Source organism: Petrimonas mucosa (genome assembly GCF_900095795.1).
Taxonomy (GTDB): domain Bacteria; phylum Bacteroidota; class Bacteroidia; order Bacteroidales; family Dysgonomonadaceae; genus Petrimonas; species Petrimonas mucosa.
Genome location: NZ_LT608328.1, coordinates 125,764 through 149,762, shown reverse-complemented (window position 1 = coordinate 149,762; position 23,999 = coordinate 125,764). Strand labels below are relative to the sequence as shown.

At 51.5% G+C, this 23,999-nt stretch carries 18 protein-coding genes; 12 read left to right on the top strand and 6 right to left on the bottom strand.

Annotated features, from left to right (window positions below):
- Window positions 1-13 precede the first annotated feature (13 nt).
- Window positions 14-1,477, bottom strand: a complete 1,464-nt coding sequence (locus ING2E5A_RS00570; RefSeq protein WP_071135732.1) for an aminoacyl-histidine dipeptidase — start codon at window positions 1,475-1,477, stop codon at window positions 14-16.
- Window positions 1,478-1,486: 9 nt separating this feature from the next.
- Window positions 1,487-2,509, bottom strand: a complete 1,023-nt coding sequence (locus ING2E5A_RS00565; protein WP_071135731.1) for a lysylphosphatidylglycerol synthase transmembrane domain-containing protein — start codon at window positions 2,507-2,509, stop codon at window positions 1,487-1,489.
- Between the two features lie 169 nt (window positions 2,510-2,678).
- Here ING2E5A_RS00565 and rsmA point away from each other — a divergent pair, with 169 nt between their 5' ends.
- On the top strand, window positions 2,679-3,485 hold the full coding sequence (gene rsmA / locus ING2E5A_RS00560) for a 16S rRNA (adenine(1518)-N(6)/adenine(1519)-N(6))-dimethyltransferase RsmA (protein WP_071135730.1): 807 nt from the start codon (window positions 2,679-2,681) through the stop codon (window positions 3,483-3,485).
- Between the two features lie 28 nt (window positions 3,486-3,513).
- Window positions 3,514-4,458, top strand: coding sequence for a magnesium/cobalt transporter CorA (gene corA, locus ING2E5A_RS00555; RefSeq protein WP_071135729.1), 945 nt, complete (start codon window positions 3,514-3,516; stop codon window positions 4,456-4,458).
- Window positions 4,459-4,471: 13 nt separating this feature from the next.
- Here the strand turns inward: corA and alaS are convergent, their stop codons facing one another.
- A complete protein-coding gene (gene alaS / locus ING2E5A_RS00550; protein WP_071135728.1) occupies window positions 4,472-7,102 on the bottom strand; it encodes an alanine--tRNA ligase in 2,631 nt (876 codons plus the stop codon).
- Window positions 7,103-7,258: 156 nt separating this feature from the next.
- Here alaS and ING2E5A_RS00545 point away from each other — a divergent pair, with 156 nt between their 5' ends.
- The 6 genes from ING2E5A_RS00545 (at window position 7,259) to ING2E5A_RS00520 (ending at window position 15,494) form a co-directional block, all read left to right on the top strand.
- A complete protein-coding gene (locus ING2E5A_RS00545; RefSeq protein ID WP_071135727.1) occupies window positions 7,259-7,651 on the top strand; it encodes a MerR family transcriptional regulator in 393 nt (130 codons plus the stop codon).
- Between the two features lie 2 nt (window positions 7,652-7,653).
- On the top strand, window positions 7,654-8,814 hold the full coding sequence (locus tag ING2E5A_RS00540; RefSeq protein WP_071135726.1) for an exo-beta-N-acetylmuramidase NamZ family protein: 1,161 nt from the start codon (window positions 7,654-7,656) through the stop codon (window positions 8,812-8,814).
- Between the two features lie 49 nt (window positions 8,815-8,863).
- Window positions 8,864-9,529, top strand: coding sequence for an inorganic pyrophosphatase (locus tag ING2E5A_RS00535; protein ID WP_071135725.1), 666 nt, complete (start codon window positions 8,864-8,866; stop codon window positions 9,527-9,529).
- A 217-nt stretch (window positions 9,530-9,746) separates the two neighbouring features.
- Window positions 9,747-10,811 carry a 3-keto-disaccharide hydrolase gene (locus ING2E5A_RS00530; protein WP_083373103.1) on the top strand — a complete coding sequence of 355 codons (1,065 nt, stop codon included), beginning with the start codon at window positions 9,747-9,749 and terminating at the stop codon, window positions 10,809-10,811.
- 22 nt (window positions 10,812-10,833) lie between these two features.
- Window positions 10,834-12,192 (top strand): Gfo/Idh/MocA family protein, encoded by a 1,359-nt coding sequence (locus tag ING2E5A_RS00525; RefSeq protein ID WP_071135723.1) that lies wholly within the window; start codon window positions 10,834-10,836, stop codon window positions 12,190-12,192.
- Window positions 12,193-12,230: 38 nt separating this feature from the next.
- The gene (locus ING2E5A_RS00520; protein WP_083373102.1) at window positions 12,231-15,494 is read left to right on the top strand and encodes a glycosyl hydrolase family 95 catalytic domain-containing protein; all 3,264 of its coding nucleotides are present in this window, start codon (window positions 12,231-12,233) and stop codon (window positions 15,492-15,494) included.
- 1 nt (window position 15,495) lies between these two features.
- Here the strand turns inward: ING2E5A_RS00520 and ING2E5A_RS00515 are convergent, their stop codons facing one another.
- Window positions 15,496-16,515, bottom strand: coding sequence for an adenosine deaminase (locus tag ING2E5A_RS00515; protein WP_071135722.1), 1,020 nt, complete (start codon window positions 16,513-16,515; stop codon window positions 15,496-15,498).
- Window positions 16,516-16,661: 146 nt separating this feature from the next.
- Between ING2E5A_RS00515 and ING2E5A_RS00510 the strand changes: the two genes are divergently transcribed.
- Window positions 16,662-18,899, top strand: a complete 2,238-nt coding sequence (locus tag ING2E5A_RS00510; RefSeq protein WP_083373101.1) for a GH92 family glycosyl hydrolase — start codon at window positions 16,662-16,664, stop codon at window positions 18,897-18,899.
- Here ING2E5A_RS00510 and ING2E5A_RS00505 read toward each other — a convergent pair.
- Together ING2E5A_RS00505 and ING2E5A_RS00500 are read right to left on the bottom strand one after the other, a co-directional pair.
- Window positions 18,881-20,197: a 1-acyl-sn-glycerol-3-phosphate acyltransferase gene (locus tag ING2E5A_RS00505; protein ID WP_071135721.1), complete on the bottom strand. Its 1,317-nt coding sequence runs from the start codon at window positions 20,195-20,197 to the stop codon at window positions 18,881-18,883. The genes ING2E5A_RS00510 and ING2E5A_RS00505 overlap by 19 nt on opposite strands.
- A complete protein-coding gene (locus ING2E5A_RS00500) occupies window positions 20,194-21,162 on the bottom strand; it encodes a bile acid:sodium symporter family protein (protein ID WP_071135720.1) in 969 nt (322 codons plus the stop codon). The genes ING2E5A_RS00505 and ING2E5A_RS00500 overlap by 4 nt, the downstream gene beginning before the upstream one ends.
- A gap of 206 nt (window positions 21,163-21,368) precedes the next feature.
- Between ING2E5A_RS00500 and ING2E5A_RS00495 the strand changes: the two genes are divergently transcribed.
- The 3 genes from ING2E5A_RS00495 to ING2E5A_RS00485 all read left to right on the top strand — a co-directional run bounded on the left by ING2E5A_RS00495 (window position 21,369) and on the right by ING2E5A_RS00485 (window position 23,960).
- On the top strand, window positions 21,369-22,346 hold the full coding sequence (locus ING2E5A_RS00495; RefSeq protein ID WP_071135719.1) for a hypothetical protein: 978 nt from the start codon (window positions 21,369-21,371) through the stop codon (window positions 22,344-22,346).
- A gap of 100 nt (window positions 22,347-22,446) precedes the next feature.
- A complete protein-coding gene (locus ING2E5A_RS00490; protein WP_071135718.1) occupies window positions 22,447-22,914 on the top strand; it encodes a hypothetical protein in 468 nt (155 codons plus the stop codon).
- Window positions 22,915-22,943: 29 nt separating this feature from the next.
- Window positions 22,944-23,960 carry a sugar phosphate isomerase/epimerase family protein gene (locus ING2E5A_RS00485; RefSeq protein WP_071135717.1) on the top strand — a complete coding sequence of 339 codons (1,017 nt, stop codon included), beginning with the start codon at window positions 22,944-22,946 and terminating at the stop codon, window positions 23,958-23,960.
- The last annotated feature ends 39 nt before the right edge of the window (window positions 23,961-23,999 follow it).

The window sequence follows — 23,999 nt, the reverse complement described above, 5'->3', positions numbered from 1 at the left end:
ACGGGATAATCACCTATTTCATCTGTTCCAGGATAGCCAGCAGGTAGTCGTAAGATTTCCCCACAGCTTCAATGTGAACCGCCTCATCGGGTGAATGTGCACCTGTGATGGTGGGACCGAACGAGACAATATCGAGTTTCTGCCCTGCATTGGCCTGAATAATTCCACATTCAAGCCCGGCATGGATTACGTTTACGTTTGGACGCTTTCCATATTTCTCCATGTAGATCTTGATCATGGTTGTCAACAGCTCCGAACTGGCATCGGGTTGCCAGCCTGGATACGAGCCGTCGAACTCCACTTTTGCACCAGCAAGCATAAATACGCTCTCCACCGATGAGCAGACCCATTCTTTCCTACTCTCAGACGAGCTGCGGACCAGCAGCTTTACATCGATCTGACCTTCGGTAGAGTGTACCAGGGCAAGGTTGAGCGAACTTTCAACTACTCCGGGGAATTCAGCCAGCATGCTGATCACCCCGTTGGGACATCCTTCCACGGCATTGATCAGATCATCCTGAACTTCAATGGGAAGCAATGATTTCGGCAGATCCGTCTTTTCGGCTTTGAAAGAGATGCCATTCTCAATTCCCGAAAACTCTTCCCTGAAAAGCGACTCATATTCGCTTACTAGGTCGACCAGATCATCCGAAAGCTGTTCAGGAATGGTAATTACGGCAAACGATTCTCGCGGAATGGCATTTCGGAGCGATCCTCCCTGGATGGAGGCGAGTCGGGCCTCATAGTTTCTTACAACATCCTTCAGAAACCGGTTCATCAGCTTGTTCGCATTTGCATGGCCCAGGTGTATCTGAGTCCCGGAGTGACCGCCTTTCAGCCCGGTCAGACTTATTTTGAAGGCCACATCGCCCTTATCAATCTCTTCATCGGGTTTAAACTGGAAGGTGACATTCACGTCGGTACCCCCGGCACACCCTACACAGAGGTCTCCCTCCTCTTCGGTGTCGAGGTTCAACATGACAGTACCGCTCAGAAACCCCTTCTGCAGTCCGAAGGCTCCATCCATTCCCACCTCTTCGTTCACGGTAAAGAGCGCCTCGATGGGCGGATGTTCCAGCAAGTTATCTTCCAGTACCGCCATCATCATGGCACAGCCAATGCCGTTGTCGGCTCCCAATGTGGTGGAACGGGCCTTCACCCATTCACCATCGATATAGGGCTGGATCGGATCTTTGGTGAAATCGTGCACAACATCGGCATTTTTCTGCGGAACCATATCCAGGTGCGACTGGATAATAACGGTCTTTCCGTTTTCGTACCCTTTTGATGCAGGTTTTCTTATCAGTACATTGCCGGCGTTGTCCTGCCTGGTTTCCAGGTTAAGAGACCTGCCGAAATCGATTATAAACTTTGTTACCTCCTCCATCTGTCCAGTTGGACGCGGAATCCTGGTGAGTTCGTAGAAGTGCTTCCAGACCGCCTGGGGAGCCAGGTTTAAAATTTCTGATGTTGCCATAGTTGCTATTTATTGTTTCTGATTTCCAAGGATTGGCATGACTAGATTTTCATTCTCTCTTTTTACATGAGGAAGGGCCAGAATACCCATCACTCCAAGCAGGATAATCCAGATCGATTGAACGGTGAAGATTGCTCCGGCAAATGCACTCGCCTCCTCATATCCGATTCCGAATATAACCAGCGAAGAGATCACCATGAAGTGCCATGTCCCGACTCCCCCCTGAACGGGTACCGCCACGCCGACATTGCTCATGGCATATACGATCCAGCCGATTATCGGGCTCAACTCTTTTGTGAAATCGAAAGCATAAAAACAGATGTAAAAATAGATATAAAAACTTAACCAGGCGAGTACTGTGTAGGCAATTATTTTCCCTTTCGACTTCATTTTAGCTATCAACACCATATCGTACTTCACAACCTGCAGGAACTTGTTGACCTTCTTTACCAGGATGTTGTTCTTGAAAAAGAAGAACATTACGAAGATTGCAACTGCGATCAGTACCAGGGAGAGGTATAACCAGCCGGATGTAAACAGCTTCGTCAAGTTCTCTGCAAAGCCCGGGTTCTGATGAAAATAGGAGATGAAGAAATCGATGGAGAGCGCCATGCTGGTGATAACCAGTACGATGCCGGCCAATATGTCGAGAATTTTGTCTACAAAAAATGTTTCGAACGTTTTGGAGAACGGAATCTGGTCATATTTTGTCACTATGCCACAACGCCACAGGTCGCCGGCGCGAGGCAGCAGAAAGTTGACGGCATAATTCCCAAATGTGGCGAAGAGAATGCTCTCTCTCTTTGGGTTGTATCCCAGCGAGTTGAGAAAAAGCTCCCAACGTAATGCCCGGAAATAGTTGCCGATAAGCCCGAACACGAGAGATGAAGCGATAATGCCGAAATGGGCAGACTTGGCAATTTCCCAAACTTCCCTCAGGTTGGTTTTACGGTAGAGCAGCCAGATTATGGCAACCCCAAGTGCAAGGGATAGTGATGTCTTAAGAATATCCTGTAAGCGCTTTGAATTCATCTTGTCTGATTGGGTCTTTCTTAAAAGGGCTCGGCAAGGTGTTTAAAGGAGAGCTAAAAAGCACTAATTTAACTTATTGTTCCACCCTTTTTTAACCTCGATAGCTCAATTTTTTAAATAATTACTTACCTTTGCGACCGTAAAGATAGCTAATAATCGCTAATTGACAATGATATCGGTAAAACCAAAAAAAAACCTCGGGCAGCATTTCCTGAAAGATTCGGCTATTGCCAGTCGGATTGCCGACACGCTCGACGCATTTTCCCCCCTTCCCATTCTTGAGGTGGGGCCGGGTACCGGTATGCTTACGCAATTCCTGCTCTCAAAGGAGAGGGCTCTCACGGTTGTGGAGATCGACCGGGAGTCGGTTGCCTACCTGAAAGAGCACTTCCCCTCCTTAGACGGAAATATTCTCCAGCAAAATTTCCTGACGCTGGATCTGTCTGCACATTGCGACGGACCGTTATGCGTCATTGGTAACTATCCATATAACATATCCACGCAGATTTTCTTTAAAGTCCTCGACAACAAGGAGTTGATTCCCTGTTGTGCGGGCATGATACAAAAGGAGGTGGCTGAACGCATGATCGCTACTCCCGGAAGTAAGGCTTACGGCATTCTTTCCGTTTTGCTGCAGGCCTGGTACGATATCGAGTACCTTTTCACGGTGAGCGAACAGGCGTTTATTCCTCCGCCCAAGGTAAAATCGGCAGTCGTGAGGCTTACCCGCAACAAGCGAAAGCGGCTCGACTGCAATGAAAAACTGTTCAAATCGGTAGTGAAGACAAGTTTCAACCAGCGAAGAAAGATGTTGAGAAACTCCATCCGGTCACTACTGCCCGAAGAGACCCCTTTGCCCGACGACCCGATGCTCTCGAAACGCCCCGAGCAGTTATCGATCGAAGAATTCGAACAGCTGACGAACCTGCTCGAACCCTTAGTCGGCAAAAAATTTTCGGAAGAAAACAAGAACTGATTATTCATCGATTAAAAACCGAAACATCATGGCGGAAATCAAACTCTTTTACCACAAAGACGGCGTGGTCAGACTCAGCCGCAGCCTTGATTTTCTAAAATCAAACCCCATCGAGAGCTTTCTCTGGATTGACCTCAATGACGTTGATGAAGAGGTGGAGAACGAACTCGAGGATTTCCTGAAGATCTACATTCAGGAAGAGGAGGAGATGATCGAGATCGAGATGTCGTCGCGTTACATCGAGACGCAGGATACCCTGGTGGTCAACTCAAACTTCCTTCTCTCTAACTTCGAAAGCGACCCCGTGTCGTTTATCCTCAAGAACAATATATTGGTAACGGTACGCAGCGAAGAACTTATCTCGTTTCATGAAACGGTGAAAAAGATATCGGCAAATCCCAAAGGATACAATACCGGTGCGGATGTCCTGGTGGCACTGCTGGAGACCCGGGTTGAATTTGATGCCGACATGATCGAGAACATGACCCACAAGATTACCCAGCTCAGTAACAGCCTGAGCCTGCAGGAAGCCGACAAGGAGCTGCTGGGCGAGATCAAGAACCTGCAGGAAAAGACCATGATGTTACGAGAAAATATCATCGACAAGCAACGAACGGTCTCCAGCATGTTGCGAAGCGATTTTATCCCGAAAGAACTGCAGCCGAAACTCTCGATGATTATCCGCGACATCAACTCGTTGGTGGAGCATATCAAGTTCAGTTTCGACCGTCTGGACTATCTGCAGGACACCTTCCTCGGTTACGTCAACATCGAACAGAACAACATCATCAAGATCTTTACCATCGTTTCGGTGATCTTTATGCCGCCTACGCTCATTGCCAGCATTTACGGAATGAACTTTACACGCATGCCGGAACTTGACATGAGGTGGGGGTATCCTGTATCCCTCGGATTGATGGTGTTGTCGTCGCTTGCGATCCTGTTGTACTTTAAAAAGAAAAAGTGGCTGTAACCAGCCACTTTTTTTATTCTGCTTGATTCAACTTTTGAAGTATCGTCTCCATCGCCTTCGCCAGGCCAGCCGGATTCTTGCCTCCGGCAGTCGCGAAGTGCGGTTGACCGCCTCCACCCCCCTCAATATGGCGGGCAGCTTCCCGAACAATGGATCCGGCATTAAGCCCCCGGGCCACCAGATCATCGCTCAACATCAATGTCAGGCCAGGTTTGTTGTTATCGACCGTAACAGCTGCAAAAGCCATCTTCTCAGGAAACTCCCCCCTCAATTGAAAGGCAATATCCTTGGTTATTTCGGCAGATACTGCCAACCCTTCAAGTTTGAAGAGCGTAATGCCGTTAACAATCTCCTTTTCCTGAATAATGGTGCTCTTCAGCTGTAGTGTCCGCTCTTTCGTAAATGCTTCAATTTTTTGACGCATCTCCTCGTTTTCACTTAACAGTTTGCGCAATCCCACCATGATCTCGGGGGCATTGCCCGGCAGGGCAGCTTTTACGTTACGGAGCAGATCTTCCATCGAATAGAGATAATCTTCGCATCCTTTGGCGGTAACAGCCTCGATACGCCTGACGCCTGCAGCTATTGCACTTTCACTCACAATACGGAACGTGCCGATCCGTCCTGTGGCAGAGATGTGCGTTCCACCGCAAAGTTCGATGGACGATCCAAAGCGGACCGTACGGACATGATCGCCGTATTTTTCGCCGAAGAGCGCCATGGCTCCCGCTGCTTTCGCCTCCTCTATCGGTACGTGACGATGCTCCTCGATGGAGAAGTTGTTGCGGATCTTTTCGGTCACTCTCTCCTCCACCGCCCGGATCTCCTCCGGTGTCATTTTCTGGAAGTGGGAGAAGTCGAACCGCAACAGTTCGGGCGAGACATACGATCCCTTTTGCTCCACGTGTGTTCCCAGTACCTCACGAAGCGCTTCATGCATCAGGTGGGTTGCGGTATGGTTACATTCGGTTGCCGTACGTTTGGCCGTATCGATTTTTGCAAGGAAGGAACCTTCAATCTGTTGTGGCAGTCTGGTTGCCAGATGAACCGGGAGGTTGTTTTCGCGCTTGGTGTCGAAGATATCGGTCTTTTCACCGTTTTCGTCGATAAGCCATCCGCTGTCGCCCACCTGGCCTCCCATTTCAGCGTAAAATGGCGACTTGGAAAGTACAACCTGATAAAACTCACGGTTTTTCTGTTTCACTTTCCGGTAGCGGATAACCTGTGTTTCGCACTCGGTTTCGTCATACCCCACAAATTGGGGTTCGCCGTCGCGAATCTTGACCCAGTCGCCCGTCTCAACGGCAGCGGCATTTCGGGCACGCTCCTTCTGTTTTTGCATTTCGGCGTCAAAGCCTTTGTGATCGACGGACATGCCATGTTCGCGAAGAATGAGCTCAGTCAGGTCGAGCGGAAAACCAAAGGTGTCATACAGCTGAAAGGCAATCTCTCCCTCCAACTCCCCCCTTCCCGAACGCTTGTGTTCCACAATCTCCTTGTCGAGCAGGCGGATTCCGGTTTCAAGTGTCCGCAGGAACGCATTCTCCTCCTCTTTGATCACCTTCTCGAGCAAGCTTTTCTCTGCTTCCAGTTCCGGATAGGCATCTCCCATAACCTCAATGAGCGTGGTTACTAGCTTGTACATGAACGCTGCGTGCATGTTTAGGAAGGTGTAGCCGTAGCGGACAGCGCGACGAAGGATGCGGCGGATTACATATCCGGCTTTGGCATTTGAAGGCAACTGTCCGTCGGTGATCGAGAAAGCGATGGTGCGGATATGGTCGGCAATCACACGCATGGCGATATCTTTCCGGCTATCCTCCCCGTATTTCACGCCGGTGATCTCCCCGATCCTGGTGATAAGCGGCTGGAAGATATCGGTGTCGTAGTTTGAGGTTTTTCCCTGTACCGCCATCGCCAGTCGCTCAAATCCCATGCCGGTGTCGATCACCTTGGCTGGAAGCGGTTCCAGTGAACCGTCAGCCTTGCGATTGTATTGCATGAATACCAGGTTCCAGATCTCGATGACCTGCGGATGGCCCTGGTTGACAAGCAGGAGACCATCCACCTTGGCGCGCTCTTCTGCCGGCCGTATATCGATATGGATTTCTGAGCAGGGTCCGCACGGTCCCGTATCGCCCATCTCCCAGAAGTTATCTTTCTTGTTTCCGTTGATGATCCGCTCCTGGGGCAAGTATTGCAGCCAGTAACCGGCAGCCTCGTTGTCCCGTTCCAGATTCTCGTCTGGATTCCCTTCGAAGACGGTGGCATAGAGCCGGTCGGGATCAAGTTTCAGCACCCCTACCAGATATTCCCATGCCCAGGCGATGGCCTCTTTCTTGAAGTAGTCTCCAAACGACCAGTTTCCCAACATTTCGAACATGGTGTGGTGATAGGTGTCATGTCCCACCTCTTCCAGGTCGTTGTGCTTGCCGCTCACACGCAAACATTTTTGCGAATCGGCTACCCGCGGGTGCTTCACCGGGGCATTTCCCAGGATGATATCCTTGAACTGGTTCATCCCGGCATTGGTAAACATTAGCGTCGGGTCGTCCTTGATCACCATCGGAGCCGAAGGGACGATCTGGTGCTCCTTGGATGCAAAAAAGTCTTTAAACGATTGGCGAATTTCTTTTGAAGTCATAAATATCTTACGGGTTACGGGCTTCTAACGTGAAACCGAAGTTTTATTTTTTTAAGGTGCAAAGATACAATATTCTTGTGTCAAAACATAGGTGAAAACCGCTCTCTTTTGATTCTAATTACTATCTTTGTCGAGGTTCAAAACTTTGATAAAGAAATGGGCAAGCGCAGGAAACCGATCCAGTTCAACGATAAACGGCTCTACTATTCCATCCAGGAGGTGGCGGATCACTTTGCCGTAAACGTTTCATTGTTGAGGTTCTGGGAGAAAGAGTTCGACAACATCCGCCCAAAGAAGACTGCAGGAGGAACACGCCAATATACCCGCGAAGACATCCAGCAGGTTGAGATTGTGTATCATCTGGTCAAGGAGAAGGGGCTGACGCTGGAGGGTGCCCGTCAATCGTTAAAGTCGAAAAAGGATGATGAGGTAAAGCGGGTGGAAACGCTGGAAAAACTGAAAGAGATCAGGAGAGAGCTGCTGTTGCTTGAGGAGGAGTTTGACCGGCTACATGAGCAGCAGAAATACAGTAATAGTGAAATCGAGTAAGTGTGAAGACGAAATATCTTATAGCAACACTGATCCTTGTCTCGCTGAGCATGACGGCCCAGCCCGTCAAGGTTGGAGCCGAAAGGACCGAAAGCTATCTTCCGCTTCTCCGGGGTAAACGGGTGGCCGTGATGAGCAACCAGACCGGAAGGGTGGGAGATGAACATCTGGTAGACCTGCTTGTGAGGAACGGTGTTGAACTTGTTGGGATCTTCTCCCCGGAGCATGGATTTCGTGGAACAGCCGATGCGGGGGAGCATGTGGCCAGCTCCGTGGACGAAAAGACAGGCATTCCCGTTTGGTCGTTATACGGTAGCGGAGGTGGAAAGCCGACTGCCGATCAGATGAGACGGTTCGACCTGCTCCTTTTCGACCTGCAGGATGTGGGACTCCGGTTTTATACCTACTACATCAGCATGGCCCACTTAATGGATGCCTGTGCCGAACATGGCAAGAAGATGATCGTACTCGACAGGCCCAATCCCAACGGATTCCATGTGGATGGCCCGATATTGGACATGAAGCATAAATCGGGTGTAGGGTGGCTGCCCATTCCAGTGGTTCATGGGATGACACTGGGCGAAATCGCCCTGATGATAAACGGTGAGAAGTGGTTGCCCCAGGGAAGGCGATGCGACCTGACAGTCATCCCGTGCGAAAATTATACTCATCAGACGGAGTACCGGCTGCCCATAGCTCCGTCTCCCAACCTGCCTGACATGCAATCTGTCTACCTTTATCCCTCCATCTGTCTCTTTGAGGGTACGGTGATGAGCCTTGGACGTGGGACCCCCTTCCCGTTTCAGGTATACGGCCATCCCGACTTCAAGGGTTCCACCTTCTCCTTTACGCCAAGAAGTGTGCCGGGAGCAAAGCACCCGCCGTTTCTCAACAGGAGGTGTTACGGAGTCGATCTCCGGAACCTCTCCCAGCAGGATATCCGCGAAAACGGATTTGATCTCTCCCATGTGATTGATGCTTACTGCAACCTCAACCTGGGCGATAAGTTTTTCACTCCCTTCTTCGAGAAACTGACAGGGGTGGATTATATCCGGCAAGATATCATTGCCGGGAAATCGGCACGGGAAATCAAGGCGAAATGGTCTTGCGATGTGTTGAAATTCAGGAAGCAACGACGCCCATACCTCTTATATGAGGAATAACTGATTAAATTTCGAATAGTTTTCATACTTTTGTAAAAAAGCGACAGATATGGTTGATAAACTCTCTGATCCGATTGGCAGATTGATGGGATTACGTTACAAGTCTCACCCCTGGCACGGAATCTCCATCGGCGAAAATGCCCCTGAAGAGGTTACTGCATTTATTGAAGTGGTTCCGACCGATACAGTAAAGTATGAAATTGACAAAATAAGCGGATATCTGCGGGTAGACCGCCCGCAGAAGTTCTCTAACGTAGTGCCTGCCCTGTACGGATTTATCCCGCAAACCTATTGCGGAAAGAGAGTGGGGGACTTTTGCAACGCAAAAACCGGAAGGAGCGACATCAAGGGCGACGGGGATCCGATAGATATCTGTGTGTTGACGGAGAAGGACCTCTCGCACGGCGACCTTCTGGTGGATGCCATTCCTATCGGAGGTTTCCGGATGATCGACGGCAACCAGGCCGACGACAAGATTATTGCCATCCTGAAGAACGATACCGTTTACGGCCATTACGACAACATCGATGATGTGCCGAAGATTGTGATCCAGCGCCTGGAGCACTATTTTCTCACCTACAAGGATATGCCCGGGGAGGACCGGAACACCGAGATCACCCATGTCTACGGACGCGACGAGGCCCTTGAAGTTATCCGCTATGCCGTTCAGGACTATAATGAGCGGTTCGAAAATATCGGACTGATTCTTTCCTGACGGGGATTTTCTGGCCGGTTCCTTGCATCCGGTCCAATCGGACAAGTCGCTGCCGACCTGGGTGACCTGTCCGGATACTCATGATATTCAGCTGTTTCTTGGGGGTAATCCACATTTTCCTCTCTTTTGGCAACAGGCTGCAGCCAAGTTGCAAAGTGGCAGGAATTGATCCTTGGAGCCAGAAGTAAGAGCTTTCGAACTTTTAAATTAATATCCTATGAAATCAGTTTCAATTTCAATTTTACTGACAACCATTCTGTTGGGGTGCTGTTGGGTTTCGTGCAGCGAAACGCGACAGGATTCCGGTGTTGCTGTTGCTGAAGGTGGTGTCTCCGCCTATCTGGGACAATGGACTTTCGGTTTTGGCCAGCGTTCTGTAGGCTGGATCAATGTAAGAGCGGAAGAGGGGTATCTCGATGCCGACCTGATGTGGGGCGGTGGTGGAATCTATTATGGAGTGCCTTATCTCTATATCGCCGGAGAGAAACTCTGTCTGGGAAGGGATCCCAGGAACGTGGTGCTGAAGAGGGATGCCGATGGCAATCCGACCTTGTCGAAAAGCTATCCGGTATGGATTGAACTCACCAGGAGCGGGGAGGCTATTTCGGGATATCAATTGAGCCCGAGGAACGACGGGAGTGGTCTCGATTCGGTCTATCTGGAAGGGATGAGATCGCCCGCTATGCCGCCTGCACCCGATCTCTCGGAGGTACGTTTCGGGGAGCCGATTGCATTGATAAGGAACAGTAACGACCTTACCGGGTGGAGATTGGTAGAGGATGACCTGAAGAGTGGCTGGACCATGAGTGATGGCATACTTACCAACAACCCGGTGCAACCGGAGGATGGGAATCATGTCAGATACGGAAATCTCCGGACGGAGGAGCTGTTTGAGGACTTTAACCTTAAACTGGAGGTAAACACCCCGCCGGGAAGCAACAGCGGGGTATATCTTCGCGGCATGTATGAGATCCAGGTGGCCGACTCCTACGACCGGCCCTTGGACTGGGGAGGCAGCATGGGAGCCATTTTTACAAGAGTTACGCCAACGGTAAAGGCCGAGAAGCCGTCGGGCGAATGGCAGGAACTCGATATTACACTCTGCAGACGTCATGTCACTGTCCGGCTTAACGGTGTAACCATTATCGACAATCAACCCGTGGAGGGACCAACGGGTGGTGCAATTCAATGGGATGTGACAGCTCCTGGACCGATCTATCTTCAGGGAGACCACACGGCCATCTCTTACCGGAATATTGTACTGACGCCCATTATCAATTAACCGTTTACAAATTTATTTACCCATGAAAACAGAAAACAGGAAAAAGATCGGCCGGAGAGCCTTTATTGAAACCTCGGCGCTGGCTGTGGGGGGGTTGACCATTGTCCCGGCCCATGTTATCGCCGGACTGGGACATATCGCTCCGAGTGATAAACTGAATGTTGCCGGCATCGGTATTGGCGGAATGGGTCGCGGCGATCTGGAGGATGTAGCCCAAACAGAGAATATTGTGGCACTTTGCGATGTCGACTGGAACAGCTCGGTGGAGGCAGTGTTCAATCTCTACCCGAAAGCCAAGCGATACAAGGACTATCGTATCATGCTTGACCGGCAGAAGGATATCGATGCAGTGATCGTTGCCACGCCCGACCATACCCATGCGATTATCAGCATGGAGGCTATCAGAAGGGGCAAGCATGTCTATACCGAGAAGCCGCTTACACACACGGTATATGAGGCAAGGATGCTGACGGAAGCCGCCCGGAGATACAAGGTGGCTACCCAGATGGGAAACCAGGGGCAGGCCGGGGATTGGCCGCGAAGGTTACAGGAGATGATTCACGACGGAGCAATAGGGACAATTGAAGAGGTTCATGTCTGGACCGACCGTCCCAACCGGGGATTGGCCGATACATACTGGCCACAGGGTGTCAACCGTCCTGCCGATACCCCACCGGTACCGGATACCCTCGATTGGGATCTCTTTACAGGTCCGGCACCTATGCGCCCCTACCACCCCTCTTATCACCCTTTCAGGTGGCGGGGCTGGCTCGATTACGGTACGGGTGCGCTAGGCGATATCGGTTGCCATTCGTTCGACTCGATATTCAGGATACTGAAACTGAAATACCCCACCACCATTCAGGCCACCTCTACACTGGTCAACGGTGACTCCTTCCCGCTGGCCTCTATCGTCACCTACGATTTCCCCGCACGGGAGGGGATGCCGCCGCTGCGGCTGACATGGTATGATGGCGGGCTTCGTCCGCCACGGTTGGCTGAAATAGCTCCGGGTATTCAAATGGGCGCAGGCGGTGTTCTCTATGTCGGCAGCAAGGGGCTGATCCTTGACGACCGTCTTCTGCCCCAATCGCTGGATGACTCCTACGAGAGACCGGAGCCCTATCTCAAATCCTCTCCCGGTCACCGGCAGGAGTGGATTCTTGCCTGCAAAGGTGGCGAACCGGCCGGCTCCAACTTCGACTGGGCGGGACCGTTGACCGAAACCGTACTGTTGGGGAATATCGCGTTGCGACCGGAATTGAGGGAGAAGATGAGCTACCAGAGCCTGCAATTCGATCCTGAAAAACTCTCGTTTCCGAACATGCCTGAAGCAGACCAGTTTATCCATTACGAATACAGGAGCGGGTGGTCACTCTGAGTTCTGCCCGATTTGATTGAATAAAATCTATTGAACCGATGAAAAAAAGCCTCGTTTTTCTCTTTTCCGTCTTTATTGTCACCTTTGCCTTCGCCCAACCGGCGGGGCAACCGCTGATGATGTTCGGTGATACCTCCCGGACCGGTACCCCTTTCTCCAAAGATCCGCACGTGGTGCGGCTCAACGACCGCTACCTGCTCTACTTCTCCATTCCTCCCGCCAAAGGAGATCCAAATTCAGGATGGAATATCGGTATTGCGGAGAGCCGCGACTTGATCCACTGGAGCAAAGTGGGTGAGATCACCCCGCATCCCGATGCCCCGTATGAGGCAAAGGGGCTTTGCGCTCCTGGCGCGCTGGTCAGGGATGGAAAGGTTCACCTCTTCTATCAGACTTACGGAAATGGCAGGAACGACGCTATCTGTCACGCTGTTTCGGTCGACGGCATCCACTTCGAGCGGAACCGCACCAACCCGATCTTCCGGCCGACGGGTAAATGGAATTGCGGACGGGCTATCGATGCGGAGGTCACTCTCTTCAAGGATCAATATTATCTCTACTTTGCCACGAGGGATCCCGACTATAAAAAGCAGATGCTGGGTGTAGCGGTGACTCCGAAAAACAGTAACTTCAACCGGGAGAGCTGGCGCCAGGTGTCGGATGCTCCGATACTGACCCCGGAACTGCCATGGGAGGGTGAGTGTATCGAGGGGGCTTCGGTCGCCGTCAGGGAGGGGAGGCTCTATATGTTCTATGCGGGGGCCTACAACAATTGGCCGCAGCAGATCGGTGTGGCCGTCAGCGACGATGGTGTGAACTGGGAAAGATTGTCCGACAAGCCATTCCTTCCGAACGGCAAACCGGGAGAGTGGAACGAGAGCGAATCGGGACATCCCCACCTTTTTACCGACGAGGATGGGAGGAGCTACCTCTTCTTCCAGGGTAACAACGACAAGGGGAGGAGCTGGTATATATCCCGGCAGGAGGTGATCTGGAACGAAGGATTACCCCAGCTGGCCTCCAATGGGCTCAAGCTCTGGTACCGGCAGCCTGCGGGCGACTGGAATGAAGCGCTGCCCGTTGGTAACGGACGATTGGGCGCGATGGTATTTGGCAATCCTGTCCGGGAACGGATACAGCTGAACGAAGAGAGCCTGTGGGCCGGTTCTCCGGTCAACAACAATAATCCTGAAGCATTGGGCGCTCTTCCGGAGATACAGCGTCTGATCCTGGAGAACAGGGTGGCGGAGGCGGTTAAACTTGCCGAGAAAAGCATGGTGGGGACCCCTCCCAGGATACGCTCCTATCAGACATTGGGAGATCTGCTGCTCGACTTTGGCGAACGGAAGGTAGAGGATTACAGGCGGGAACTGGACCTGCATACCGGTATTGCGAAGAGCACCTTCATCCATGACGGGACGCGTTTTACCCAGGAGGTGCTGGCCTCGGCTCCCGATAACCTGATTGCAGTACGGCTAACCGCCTCCGGAAAAGAGAAGATCAATCTCTCGTTGAGCCTCTCCAGAGAGAAGGATGCAACGATCCGGACAGAGGGAAGCCGTATCCTGCTCGCCGGTCAGATTATTGATGAGCAGGACTCCTTGCGGGGACCTTCAGGTGCACATATGAAATTTGCCGCCGAGCTGAGGGCGGTCAACCGGGGAGGCTCAGTTACCGGTAACGGAAAAGGACTTGTGGTAACCAATGCCGACGAGCTGATGCTGTTGCTGACTGCGGCTACCGATTACAGCTTGGAGAAGATCGATTTCGACCGGAGTGTGAATCCGGTACAGATATGTACGCAACTGCTCGACAAGGTTTCCGGAAAAAGTTTTGCGAAGATCAGGGAGGAGCATCTGAAAGAGTATGGTGAGCTGTTTCATCGCGTCTCACTCGACCTGGGAGGCGAGGATCGCTCCTGTTTGCCTACCGACGAGCGGCTCCGGCAAATAAGAGAGGGAATAGAGGATCCGCAATTGACGGCGCTTTACTTCCAGTATGGACGTTACCTGCTGATGAGTAGCTCCCGCCATCCGGGCAGACTTCCGGCCAACCTTCAGGGTATCTGGTGTCAGGATTTCGATGCGCCGTGGAATTCCGACTTCCATACCAATATTAACCTGCAGATGAACTACTGGCCTGCAGAGGTGTGCAACCTGAGCGAGACGGTTGAACCGCTCTCTGGCTTTATGCGGCAGGTGGCAGGGCCGGGTGCGGTGACAGCCGCCCAGATGTATAATGCCAGGGGTTGGACTCTCCACCACCTGACGGATGTCTTTGGCCGTACCGGGGTGATGGACGGTATCTGGGGGCTCTATCCGATGGGAGGTCCCTGGATGACCTTCCCGTTGTACGAACATTATGCCTTCACCTGCGATGAGCGTTACCTCAGGGAGGTGGCCTATCCCCTGATGAAGGGGTCGGCCCGATTCGTGCTCGACTTCCTGATCAGGGATAAGCAGGGGAGGTGGGCTATTGCTCCATCCAACTCGCCGGAGAACATGTACATCTTGCCGCAGACCGGTGAGGCTCACTACATGACCTATTCGGCCACCATGGATGTGCAGATCATCACCGAACTCTTCAACTACTGTATACGTGCATCCGAGCTGCTAAGAGAGGAGAAGCAGTTTGCCGATACGCTCAGAGGGGTGCTTGCCGAGCTTCCGCCTGTAAGAATATCGCCTACCAGGGGAACTATCCTTGAATGGATAGAAGAGTATGAGGAGGCCGAACCGGGACACCGCCACATATCACACCTGCTGGGACTCCATCCAGGAACCCAGATTACCGCGGCCACGCCGGAGCTGTTTGAAGCCGCGAAGAGGACCATTGAGACCCGGTTGCGGCACGGCGGCGGCCACACCGGCTGGAGCCGGGCCTGGATCATCAATTTCTATGCCCGTCTCCTGGATGGCGACAATGCGGATCACCATATCAGGGAGCTGCTTGCCAAATCCACGCTCCCCAACCTGTTCGATAACCATCCTCCCTTTCAGATCGACGGAAACTTTGGCGGGACGGCCGGTATAGCCGAGATGCTGCTGCAGTCGCATACGGGCGAGATCGTATTGCTCCCGGCACTGCCTGCTGCCTGGGAAAATGGGAGTGTAAAGGGATTAAGGGCCCGGGGCGGGTTTGAGGTGGATATCGTCTGGGAGTCTGGCAGGGTGAAACAGGCAACATTCCGCTCACTGGCGGGTAATCCGCTACAGGTATCGGCACACGGGAAACGGATCTCACTTGCGTTGAAGGCAGACGAGAGGGTCACGCTGAACGGGAATCTGCAGGTGATGGAGTGAATCAGCTGAACGACTGGTCGAAATCGTGCAGTTTTTCCAGGAAACGGCTTCTCTCCGGTTCGGTGATGAATGAGGCCATGAAAGAGTTGCGGGCCAGCGTGAAGATGTCGTTTTTCGACAGCCCGAGCGCTTCGGCCGTCTGCAGATAGTTCTCGTTGATGTATCCACCAAAATAGGCCGGATCGTCGGAGTTGAGGGTGACACGGATGCCGTTGTCGAGAAATATCTTGACAGGCAGCTCCTCCAGTTTTTTCACCACCTTCAGTTTGAGGTTGGAGAGCGGGCATACGGTAAGCGGAATCTCCCGGTCGCACAGCTCTTCCATCAGGATCGGGTCGTCTATCGATCTGACACCATGGTCGATCCGTTCCGCTTCGAGCAGGTCGATCGCTTCCCAGACATATTCGGCCGGACCCTCCTCACCGGCGTGGGCTACTGCAAAGAAGCCCTCTTCGCGTACCCGGTTGAAGACGTTGAAGAACTTGCCCGGGGGATGACCCTTTTCTGAGGAATCCAATCCCACGGCAATGATCTTCTCCCTGTATGGCAGGGCAGATTGGAGTGTTTCAGAAGCCGACGCCTCGCTCAGGTGGCGAAGGAAGCACATGATCAGCTTCGATGATATTCCCCACTTCTTCCTGGCATCCTCCATTGCCCGGGTAATGCCATTGATCACGGTTGAGAAGCTGATCCCCCGGGCGGTATGAGTCTGCGGGTCGAAAAAGATCTCCGTATGGATCACATTGTCGGCAAGCGCCCTCCGCAGGTAACTCGCCGTCAGATCGTAAAAATCCTCTTCATGAACCAGTACGCTGGCTGCCGCGTAGTAGATATCCAGAAAATCCTGCAGGTTGTTGAACCGGTATGCGTTGCGGACTTCCTCCACAGAACCGTACCTAAGGGCAATACTGTTTCTTGTCGCCATCTCGAACATCAGTTCCGGTTCAAATGTACCTTCGATATGTACATGCAGCTCTGCCTTGGGAATTGACTCGATGTACCTTTTTAGGTTTTCGTCCATACGCTTTCCGGTTTTTATATTTTTGCAAAAATACACGAACCGTTCGGTTCCTGAAATAATTTGCAGAAGAATTTACCGCAGGTTGGGCGATAATGGCTATTTTTGCGACAATATAGATAAAAGCAAAAATTAAAACCAGATATCGTATGCGATCCGGAACAATAACTATCCTTTCGTTACTTTTTTCTTTACACCTTTTTGGCCAGGGGGTGACCGCCCATGTCAATCCCTTCATTGGAACCACCAACTACGGGACCACCCATCCCGGAGCGGTGCTTCCCAACGGCATGATGTCGGTGACACCCTTCAATGTGATGGGATCGGAAAAAAACAGGTATGACAAGGACAAACAGTGGTGGTCGACGCCCTACTCCTACGAAAACAGCTATTTCACCGGATTTGCACATCTCAACCTGAGCGGGGTGGGGTGTCCCGATTTGGGATCCCTCTTGCTGATGCCTACATCTGGAGAGCTGAATGTGAATTACGATGAGTATGGCAGCGGGTACTCCGATGAGCAGGCTTCACCCGGCTACTACTCCAACCGACTGACCCGATATGGAATCTTGACCGAAGTGACGGCTACCGAACGGACGAGCATTGCCCGTTTCACCTTTCCAGAGGGTCAGGCCAATATCCTGCTGAACCTGGGTGAGGGGCTGACCAACGAGAGCGGGGCCTGGATGCGTCGCATCAGCGATACCGAGATCGAGGGGATGAAATTGTTGGGAACCTTCTGTTACAATCCTCAGGCGGTCTTTCCCGTTTACTTCGTGATGCGGATCAACAGACAACCGTCAGCTTCCGGATATTGGAAAAGACAGCGTGAAATGGGTGTAGAGGCAGCCTGGGACAGCACGGCCGGTAAACGGAAGCTCTATACCCGGTACGGACGCGATATTGCCGGCGATGATATCGGGGCCTACTTTTCTTACCAGGTAGTGGAAGGTGAGACCATTGAGGTACAGATTGGGGTCTCGTTCGTCAGTACGGCCAATGCCCGTGAAAACCTGGAAAGTGAACAGCAGGGATTCCGGTTCGATGAGGTGAGGGCTGCCGCCAGTGAACGTTGGGAGCGGGAACTTTCCCGTGTCCGCGTGACCGGTGGGACAGACGACCAGCGGGTGGTTTTTTACACCGCACTTTACCATGCGCTGATCCATCCCAACCTGCTGAACGACGTGAATGGAGAGTATCCGGCGATGGAGAGTGACAAGGTGCTGACCGCCAACGGGAATCGCTATACGGTCTTTTCACTCTGGGACACCTATCGGAATGTCCATCAGTTGCTCACCCTGCTCTATCCGGGGAAACAGCTGGAGATGGTCCGTTCGATGGTGGGAATGTATCGGGAGAGCGGATGGTTGCCCAAGTGGGAGTTGTATGGTCGCGAAACGCTTACGATGGAGGGCGATCCGGCCATTCCGGTGATAGTGGACAGCTGGATGAAAGGGTTGCGCGATTTCGATCTGGAGACCGCCTACGAGGCGATGTACAAATCGGCTACAACCGAAGGGAAGCACAACCTCCTCCGCCCCGACATTGATGACTACTTGAAGCTGGGCTATCTGCCGCTCCGGGAGAAGTATGACAACTCCGTTTCGCACGCGCTGGAGTATTACATTGCCGACAATGCCTTGTCGAAACTGGCTGCCGCATTGGGAAAAAAGGAGGATGCCGCACTTTTCCGCAACCGGTCGCTCAACTATACCCGTTACTATTCGCCCCAATATGGGGTCTTCAGGCCGATATTGCCCGACGGAACCTTCCTGTCGCCCTTCAACCCCAAGCAGGGTGAAAACTTCGAAGAGGTTCCGGGATTTCACGAAGGGAGTTCGTGGAACTATTCGTTTATGGTACCGCACGACGTGCCGGGTCTGATCAGGATGCATGGCGGAAAAAGGAGGTTTACGGAAAAGCTTCAGGCGGTGTTTGATGAAGGTCATTATGACCCGACCAACGAGCCCAATATCGGTTATCCATTCCTGTTCAGTTATGTGAAGGGGGAGGAGTGGCGCACTCAAAAACTCACGCAGGAGCTGCTGGAAAGCTATTTCAAGAATGCTCCCGACGGACTTCCCGGCAATGACGATACGGGAACCATGTCGACCTGGGCGGTTTTTGCCATGATGGGTTTCTATCCCGACAACCCCACGGAACCATTCTACACCTTTACCTCGCCGGTTTTCGACAAGATCACGCTGCAGCTGGATCCTCTCCATTATGGAGGCAGGCAGCTGGAGATAGAGGTGGTTCGTACCGGCAAGGATGCACGGTACATCGATAAGATTGTGATCGACGGGAAACGGTTCGGTGGTTATCGCATCTCGCACGAGCAACTCACCAAAGCCGGAAAGATTGTTTTTTACCTGAAGGAGAGGTGATTGAGCCGGATCAGGCTGATCAATTTCATCCAGCTGTCGGGAAACCTCTTCGCAAACCGGTTGACACGCCACTTGCGAAGCAGTGATTTGGCCCACTTTCGCCACCAGCAGGCAAAGTAGAATGTGACAGGCATCAGCAGCAGATAGAGTAGGGCCCACCATCCGTTAGAAAAGATGGCCACTGCAAGGGTCTGGATCACAACGAATGCAGGGACGATAAAGAGTCCGGAGACAACACGGAGGGTAGGGATGAACTGATCCTCCTTAAAGAGCGTGAGCAATTTTCTATAGCAGAGGATAGGCAATATTCCGTTCAGAAACCCGAAAAGGGTCAGTGGCAGTGAAAGGGTCAGCAGCAGCAATTGCACTACGATCGAGACCGTTGATGCCGGGTTTGCAACATTGTCACGTGGCGATAACTTATGCTTGCCGAGGATATCCATTGCCATGCGGAAATCTCCAATCTGTCTGTCGAAGGTGGACCTGTCGTCATGAAACATCCTGTCCAGCGAATGCACGACCTCCTTCGAGGCCAACAGGAAGTCCTCCCTTTTTCCGGCATGCTTCTCCCTGGCCAATCGGGGAGCATTCCATTGGATGGCGCAGAGATACTCCTCGTAGAATGCGTCGTTCCATATGTTTACAATAAGTTCTTTCATGCGGCTCTCCAGTTCGTTTCGCAAAGAGTTGGCCGCCAGATTGGGATTCTCTTCGTACTGCTGCCGGAAATCGGCCACCCTGATCGGCTTTCCGAAGACCACATAGACATCGGAAAGGAATCCTAAAATATCGGGATAGTATACCCCGACGGGTATTATCTCGCAATTCAGCGTGAAATTCTCGCTCGCTTCAATGGGCAGTACGATACGGGAGATCGCTTTCTTGACGGGCAACAACGATATTTTGGGATTGTGGCTCCCTTCGGGATAGAGTGCAATCGGAATCCTCCTTTTCAGCAACTCTCCGCTCAACCGGAACGATTCGTTGTTGTTTCCCAGGTTTTCAACCCCGTCCCTGATCCTGTATACCGGCATGATATGGAGCCAACGCATGATGGCGGCCACGAAAGAGTTCTTGAATACGTCGGCACGCGCCAGAAAAACCGGCTCCTTCTTGCAAACATTCAGCAACAGGAATGGATCGACCACAGCATTGCGGTGGTTTGACGCAAATATCAGCGGATGCTCCTCGTTGATGTTTTCAGTTCCCCTGTATACAATCTTCCGGTAATGGAGGTTAAGAACAATCCGCTCGAAAAAACGGAGGAGGTCATATCCTTTGCTGTATCCGTACTTCATGATGCGACACTATTCAGTTTGGACGATTTTTTCCGCCAGTAGAAGGCGAGCACCAGACCGGCGACAATGTGCCATATTCCCCACCAGGCAGCGATGAAGGCCATCCCTCCCAGTTCAAGTTCGGACGGAAATATACGCGGGTTAAAGATCAGTGCCAGTCCCAGCCCCGAGTTCTGTATTCCCGTTTCGATTGAGATGGTTCGGCAGTTTATCTCGTTTACCTTGAGCGTCTTGGGGAGCAAGTACCCGCCCAGGAAGGCAATTCCGTTATGTAGAAGTACAATCAGGAATACCAGGTGTATATATTTCAGGAAGAGGGAGAAATTACCAGCCAGTGCGCCAACCAGAAAAGCGATAAAAAAGAGGACCGATGCAATCTGCACAGACTTTTCTACCTTTTTTACAAAGTTGGGGAACTTCATACCTACCGTCATTCCTACAATCACCGGAATTCCCAGAATGATGAAAACGGTACGGAACATCTCAACGGGGTCGATGGTTATGGGTACCAGCAGTGGGGATTTGCTGGCATAAAGCCCTCCCCAGAAGGCAAAATTGAGCGGGGTCATAAAGAGACTAAGCACGGTAGTGCCTGCCGTAAGGCTTACCGACAATGCCACGTTCGATTTCGACAGTGCCGAAATCATGTTTGAAACATTTCCACCGGGACAGGCAGCAACCAGAAGCATGCCCATGGCAACGGGAACGCTCGGCCGGATAGCAAGTACCAATAGATAGGTCAGTGCTGGCAGCAGGAGGTATTGCGAAATAATTCCGACAATTGCCGGTTTGGGGCTCATGGCGAGATCCTTGAAATGTCTGGGTCTGATGCCCAACGCCACGCCGAACATGATGAAGGCAATGGCGATATTCATTATGTTTAATGAGTTTTGGTTAAAGTTGAGTTGCACCGTATTCAGCTGTTCCAGATTGCCGAAGAGTGAGAGTAGGGGCACTTGTTGCATAGGGTGTACTTTATGATTTCCAGCCGCAAAGGTAACTTTTTTAAAAAGAAACACAAAGACAAACTCCGATAAATGTTTATCTCTTTCCGGGCAGTTGTTGAACAAGGTTGCCGCTACCTTTATTGTTAATTGTTCAGGCCGGAAGATCAAAAAAATATATATTTGTGGCGTGATCGCGAATTAATATCAACCGATCTGCCTTCCAAATGAGAACAGTTAAATATCTCCTCCTCCTGATCACCCTCATAACGGTGGTCCCGATCGACACACTTTCTGCGATCGAACCGAATCAGAACGAGACTTTGGACAAGATTGCCGTGGCATCCGAAAAGACCTCGATAAACACGCAACCCACCACCTTGGAAAGAACCGATATGGATGAGGTGGCCAATCTTCTTCTGGCAGCTTTTGCTGCTCTGGGTACGGTTCTTACCTGGCGGGCGATCCGCAGGGAGACCAAACAGCAGCAGATCAAGCGGACCTTTCAATCGAAAATTCTTTCCGACCTGATACGGCACATGTACCGGAACAAGGTTTGTGTATGTGCCGTACAGCAGAAACTCAGGGATCAGGGGTTCGACCGCTATTATCCTTCCGAAGAACATCTGCTTAAATTGAAGCTGTTGCCCGAAGATCTCCGTTTCGACCGGTTTGACAATACACCAGCCTTTTATGATATCCTGCACGAGCTGGAGTTGAAGTTCAGGAATTTCAATATCGAGGTTGATGTTTCGATTGAGCACCTCAAGCTGCAAAATATTGGTGAAGAGACAAAAATCCGTGATCTGGAGGTGCTTGAGTTCAAATCGCAATTGCTGACCATCGATATCATCAACCTGATGCATACCTTGGGGCTTCCCGTGTTGGAAGAGAGCGTACACTCCGGGTTGGAACGTTCACCGTATGTTCCGGCCATAAAGGGGGCAAAGGAAGAGAGTGAGTTGTGGAGAAAGTTCCATCCGAAGATTGAGGCTCACTACCTTGAGTCGGTACGCAAGTTTCTGGTATCCAAGTCGGAACGTTATATGAAACTGCATCCGGTCGACCACCCCATGATCTCTTTATCAACTGGATCGGGAGATGAGAGGACCCGCTATTTCGATGATCTTCTGCAACTTTCCGATCACCTTAGGCGTGACATTGCAGGAGAGTATCAGAAAATCCATCTGATCCCTTTTCAATAATGATATTCCCCTTCCCACTGATGGTGCAATTGATTTAATTGCTACTTTTGGGGGAATAATGTGTCGCTAGGGAACAAACAATTGCTTATTCCGGAAAAAAATGAAAGAAGAAAAACTGGATATTCATCCAATTGCCATTCACCTGTCGCAGACATTTGTAGCCATCATCCCCCTGCTTTCGGCCATATTGGGATATGCAGACAGACTTGTACGGTTCAAGACGATCAACACCCCGTTGTTGTTGCGGAAGATCGTGCTGAGCATTATCATCATTGTGCTTGCAATCGTTCAGGCGGCACTCTTCACGCAGGGCAGCTATCGATGGTACCTCTTGCTTCTTTCACTTGGATCGCTGGCTGTTGCCGTTCAACTGGGAATGCTTGGAAAGCAGCTTATCAACGTGATCCTTCCGGGTTCGATGGTGTTCCGTGGAGGGAAAAAGCAGGCTACACCCGGACAGAGAGGAACAACTCCGAAGATGGGTCCCGAAGAGATAGCCCGGCAGATAGCGGAAAAACAGGCTGCAAAAGCGAGGGCAGAGAGTGAGAAGTCTACCGGAGATAAATAGATACAACAAGATCATTATAAAATAGATAGATGGAAGAGAAGAGAATTTCTACAAAAAAATTATCCAGGAGAGGTTTTCTGGGAGCAGCTGCTGTAGCTGCGGCAGCTGTTGTGACACCCTTTTCCACGACGTATGGAAATACCGGATCGTCGGCCCGAAGAGAGAGGGTCCCCAGTTCCAAATTCCGGGGAGTGCAGATTGGCGCAATCACATACAGTTTCCGCGATCTGCCGGGTGGAGTTGATGCTGTTTTGAAAGCATGTGTTGATGCCGGATTGAGTTCGGTAGAACTGATGGGTACCGGCGTGGAGGAGTATCTCGGTGCACCTCTGAACCCGTTGTCGAAACGTCCTGCCGGTGCATCACGCAAACTTTCTGATGAGGAGAAGAGGGTACAGGAGCAGTACAACCGCGACCTGAAAGAGTGGAGACGGGTAGTGGGAACTCCGGAAAAGTATGCCCAGCTCAGGAAGAAATTCAACGATGCCGGTGTCAATATCCATATCTATAAATGGGTGGCCGGCAACACCGAGGAGGAGCTCGATTACTCCTTCAAGGTGGCCAAGGCGCTTGGGGCGATAGGTATTTCCGCCGAGCTGGACGATAAAAATGCCCGCCTGATGGGACCGGTTGCCGCCCGGAACGGCATGTATGCCATTTTACACAATCACTATCAGTACGGAGAGCCCGGTTTCGATCTGGACCGGTTACTGGCCTATTCGCCGGCCAATATGCTGAACTTCGATATTGGCCACTATTTGGGGTCGACCGGTTTGAATCCTGCCGATTTCATCCGGAAATACCACAAGAGGATTGCGAGTATCCACGTCAAGGACAAGACAAGTGCCAACAATCCCATACAGAAGAATACGAACCAGGTGTTCGGACAGGGCGAGACCCCCATTGCCGAGGTATTGCGGTTGATCCAGAAAGAGAGGTGGCCCATTTACTGCGATATCGAGCTGGAATACCCGGTTGCGTCCTGGTCAACTTCGGTTAAGGAGGTGAGAACCTGCATGGAGTATTGCCGACAGATCCTGATCTGATTTTTCCCTGCGGACAACTGATTTGTTCGGTTTTTTATG

What these genes read in the sequence shown, in the direction of transcription:
- ING2E5A_RS00530 (WP_083373103.1), top strand. Translation starts at nt 9,747, where the DNA reads ATGAAATCAGTTTCAATTTCAATTTTACTGACAACCATTCTGTTGGGG.
- corA (WP_071135729.1), top strand. Translation starts at nt 3,514, where the DNA reads ATGGCGGAAATCAAACTCTTTTACCACAAAGACGGCGTGGTCAGACTC.
- alaS (WP_071135728.1), bottom strand. Translation starts at nt 7,102, where the DNA reads ATGACTTCAAAAGAAATTCGCCAATCGTTTAAAGACTTTTTTGCATCC.
- ING2E5A_RS00505 (WP_071135721.1), bottom strand. Translation starts at nt 20,197, where the DNA reads ATGAAGTACGGATACAGCAAAGGATATGACCTCCTCCGTTTTTTCGAG.
- ING2E5A_RS00520 (WP_083373102.1), top strand. Translation starts at nt 12,231, where the DNA reads ATGAAAAAAAGCCTCGTTTTTCTCTTTTCCGTCTTTATTGTCACCTTT.
- ING2E5A_RS00545 (WP_071135727.1), top strand. Translation starts at nt 7,259, where the DNA reads ATGGGCAAGCGCAGGAAACCGATCCAGTTCAACGATAAACGGCTCTAC.
- ING2E5A_RS00565 (WP_071135731.1), bottom strand. Translation starts at nt 2,509, where the DNA reads ATGAATTCAAAGCGCTTACAGGATATTCTTAAGACATCACTATCCCTT.
- ING2E5A_RS00515 (WP_071135722.1), bottom strand. Translation starts at nt 16,515, where the DNA reads ATGGACGAAAACCTAAAAAGGTACATCGAGTCAATTCCCAAGGCAGAG.
- ING2E5A_RS00570 (WP_071135732.1), bottom strand. Translation starts at nt 1,477, where the DNA reads ATGGCAACATCAGAAATTTTAAACCTGGCTCCCCAGGCGGTCTGGAAG.
- ING2E5A_RS00495 (WP_071135719.1), top strand. Translation starts at nt 21,369, where the DNA reads ATGAGAACAGTTAAATATCTCCTCCTCCTGATCACCCTCATAACGGTG.
- ING2E5A_RS00510 (WP_083373101.1), top strand. Translation starts at nt 16,662, where the DNA reads ATGCGATCCGGAACAATAACTATCCTTTCGTTACTTTTTTCTTTACAC.
- ING2E5A_RS00485 (WP_071135717.1), top strand. Translation starts at nt 22,944, where the DNA reads ATGGAAGAGAAGAGAATTTCTACAAAAAAATTATCCAGGAGAGGTTTT.
- ING2E5A_RS00490 (WP_071135718.1), top strand. Translation starts at nt 22,447, where the DNA reads ATGAAAGAAGAAAAACTGGATATTCATCCAATTGCCATTCACCTGTCG.
- ING2E5A_RS00525 (WP_071135723.1), top strand. Translation starts at nt 10,834, where the DNA reads ATGAAAACAGAAAACAGGAAAAAGATCGGCCGGAGAGCCTTTATTGAA.
- rsmA (WP_071135730.1), top strand. Translation starts at nt 2,679, where the DNA reads ATGATATCGGTAAAACCAAAAAAAAACCTCGGGCAGCATTTCCTGAAA.
- ING2E5A_RS00535 (WP_071135725.1), top strand. Translation starts at nt 8,864, where the DNA reads ATGGTTGATAAACTCTCTGATCCGATTGGCAGATTGATGGGATTACGT.
- ING2E5A_RS00500 (WP_071135720.1), bottom strand. Translation starts at nt 21,162, where the DNA reads ATGCAACAAGTGCCCCTACTCTCACTCTTCGGCAATCTGGAACAGCTG.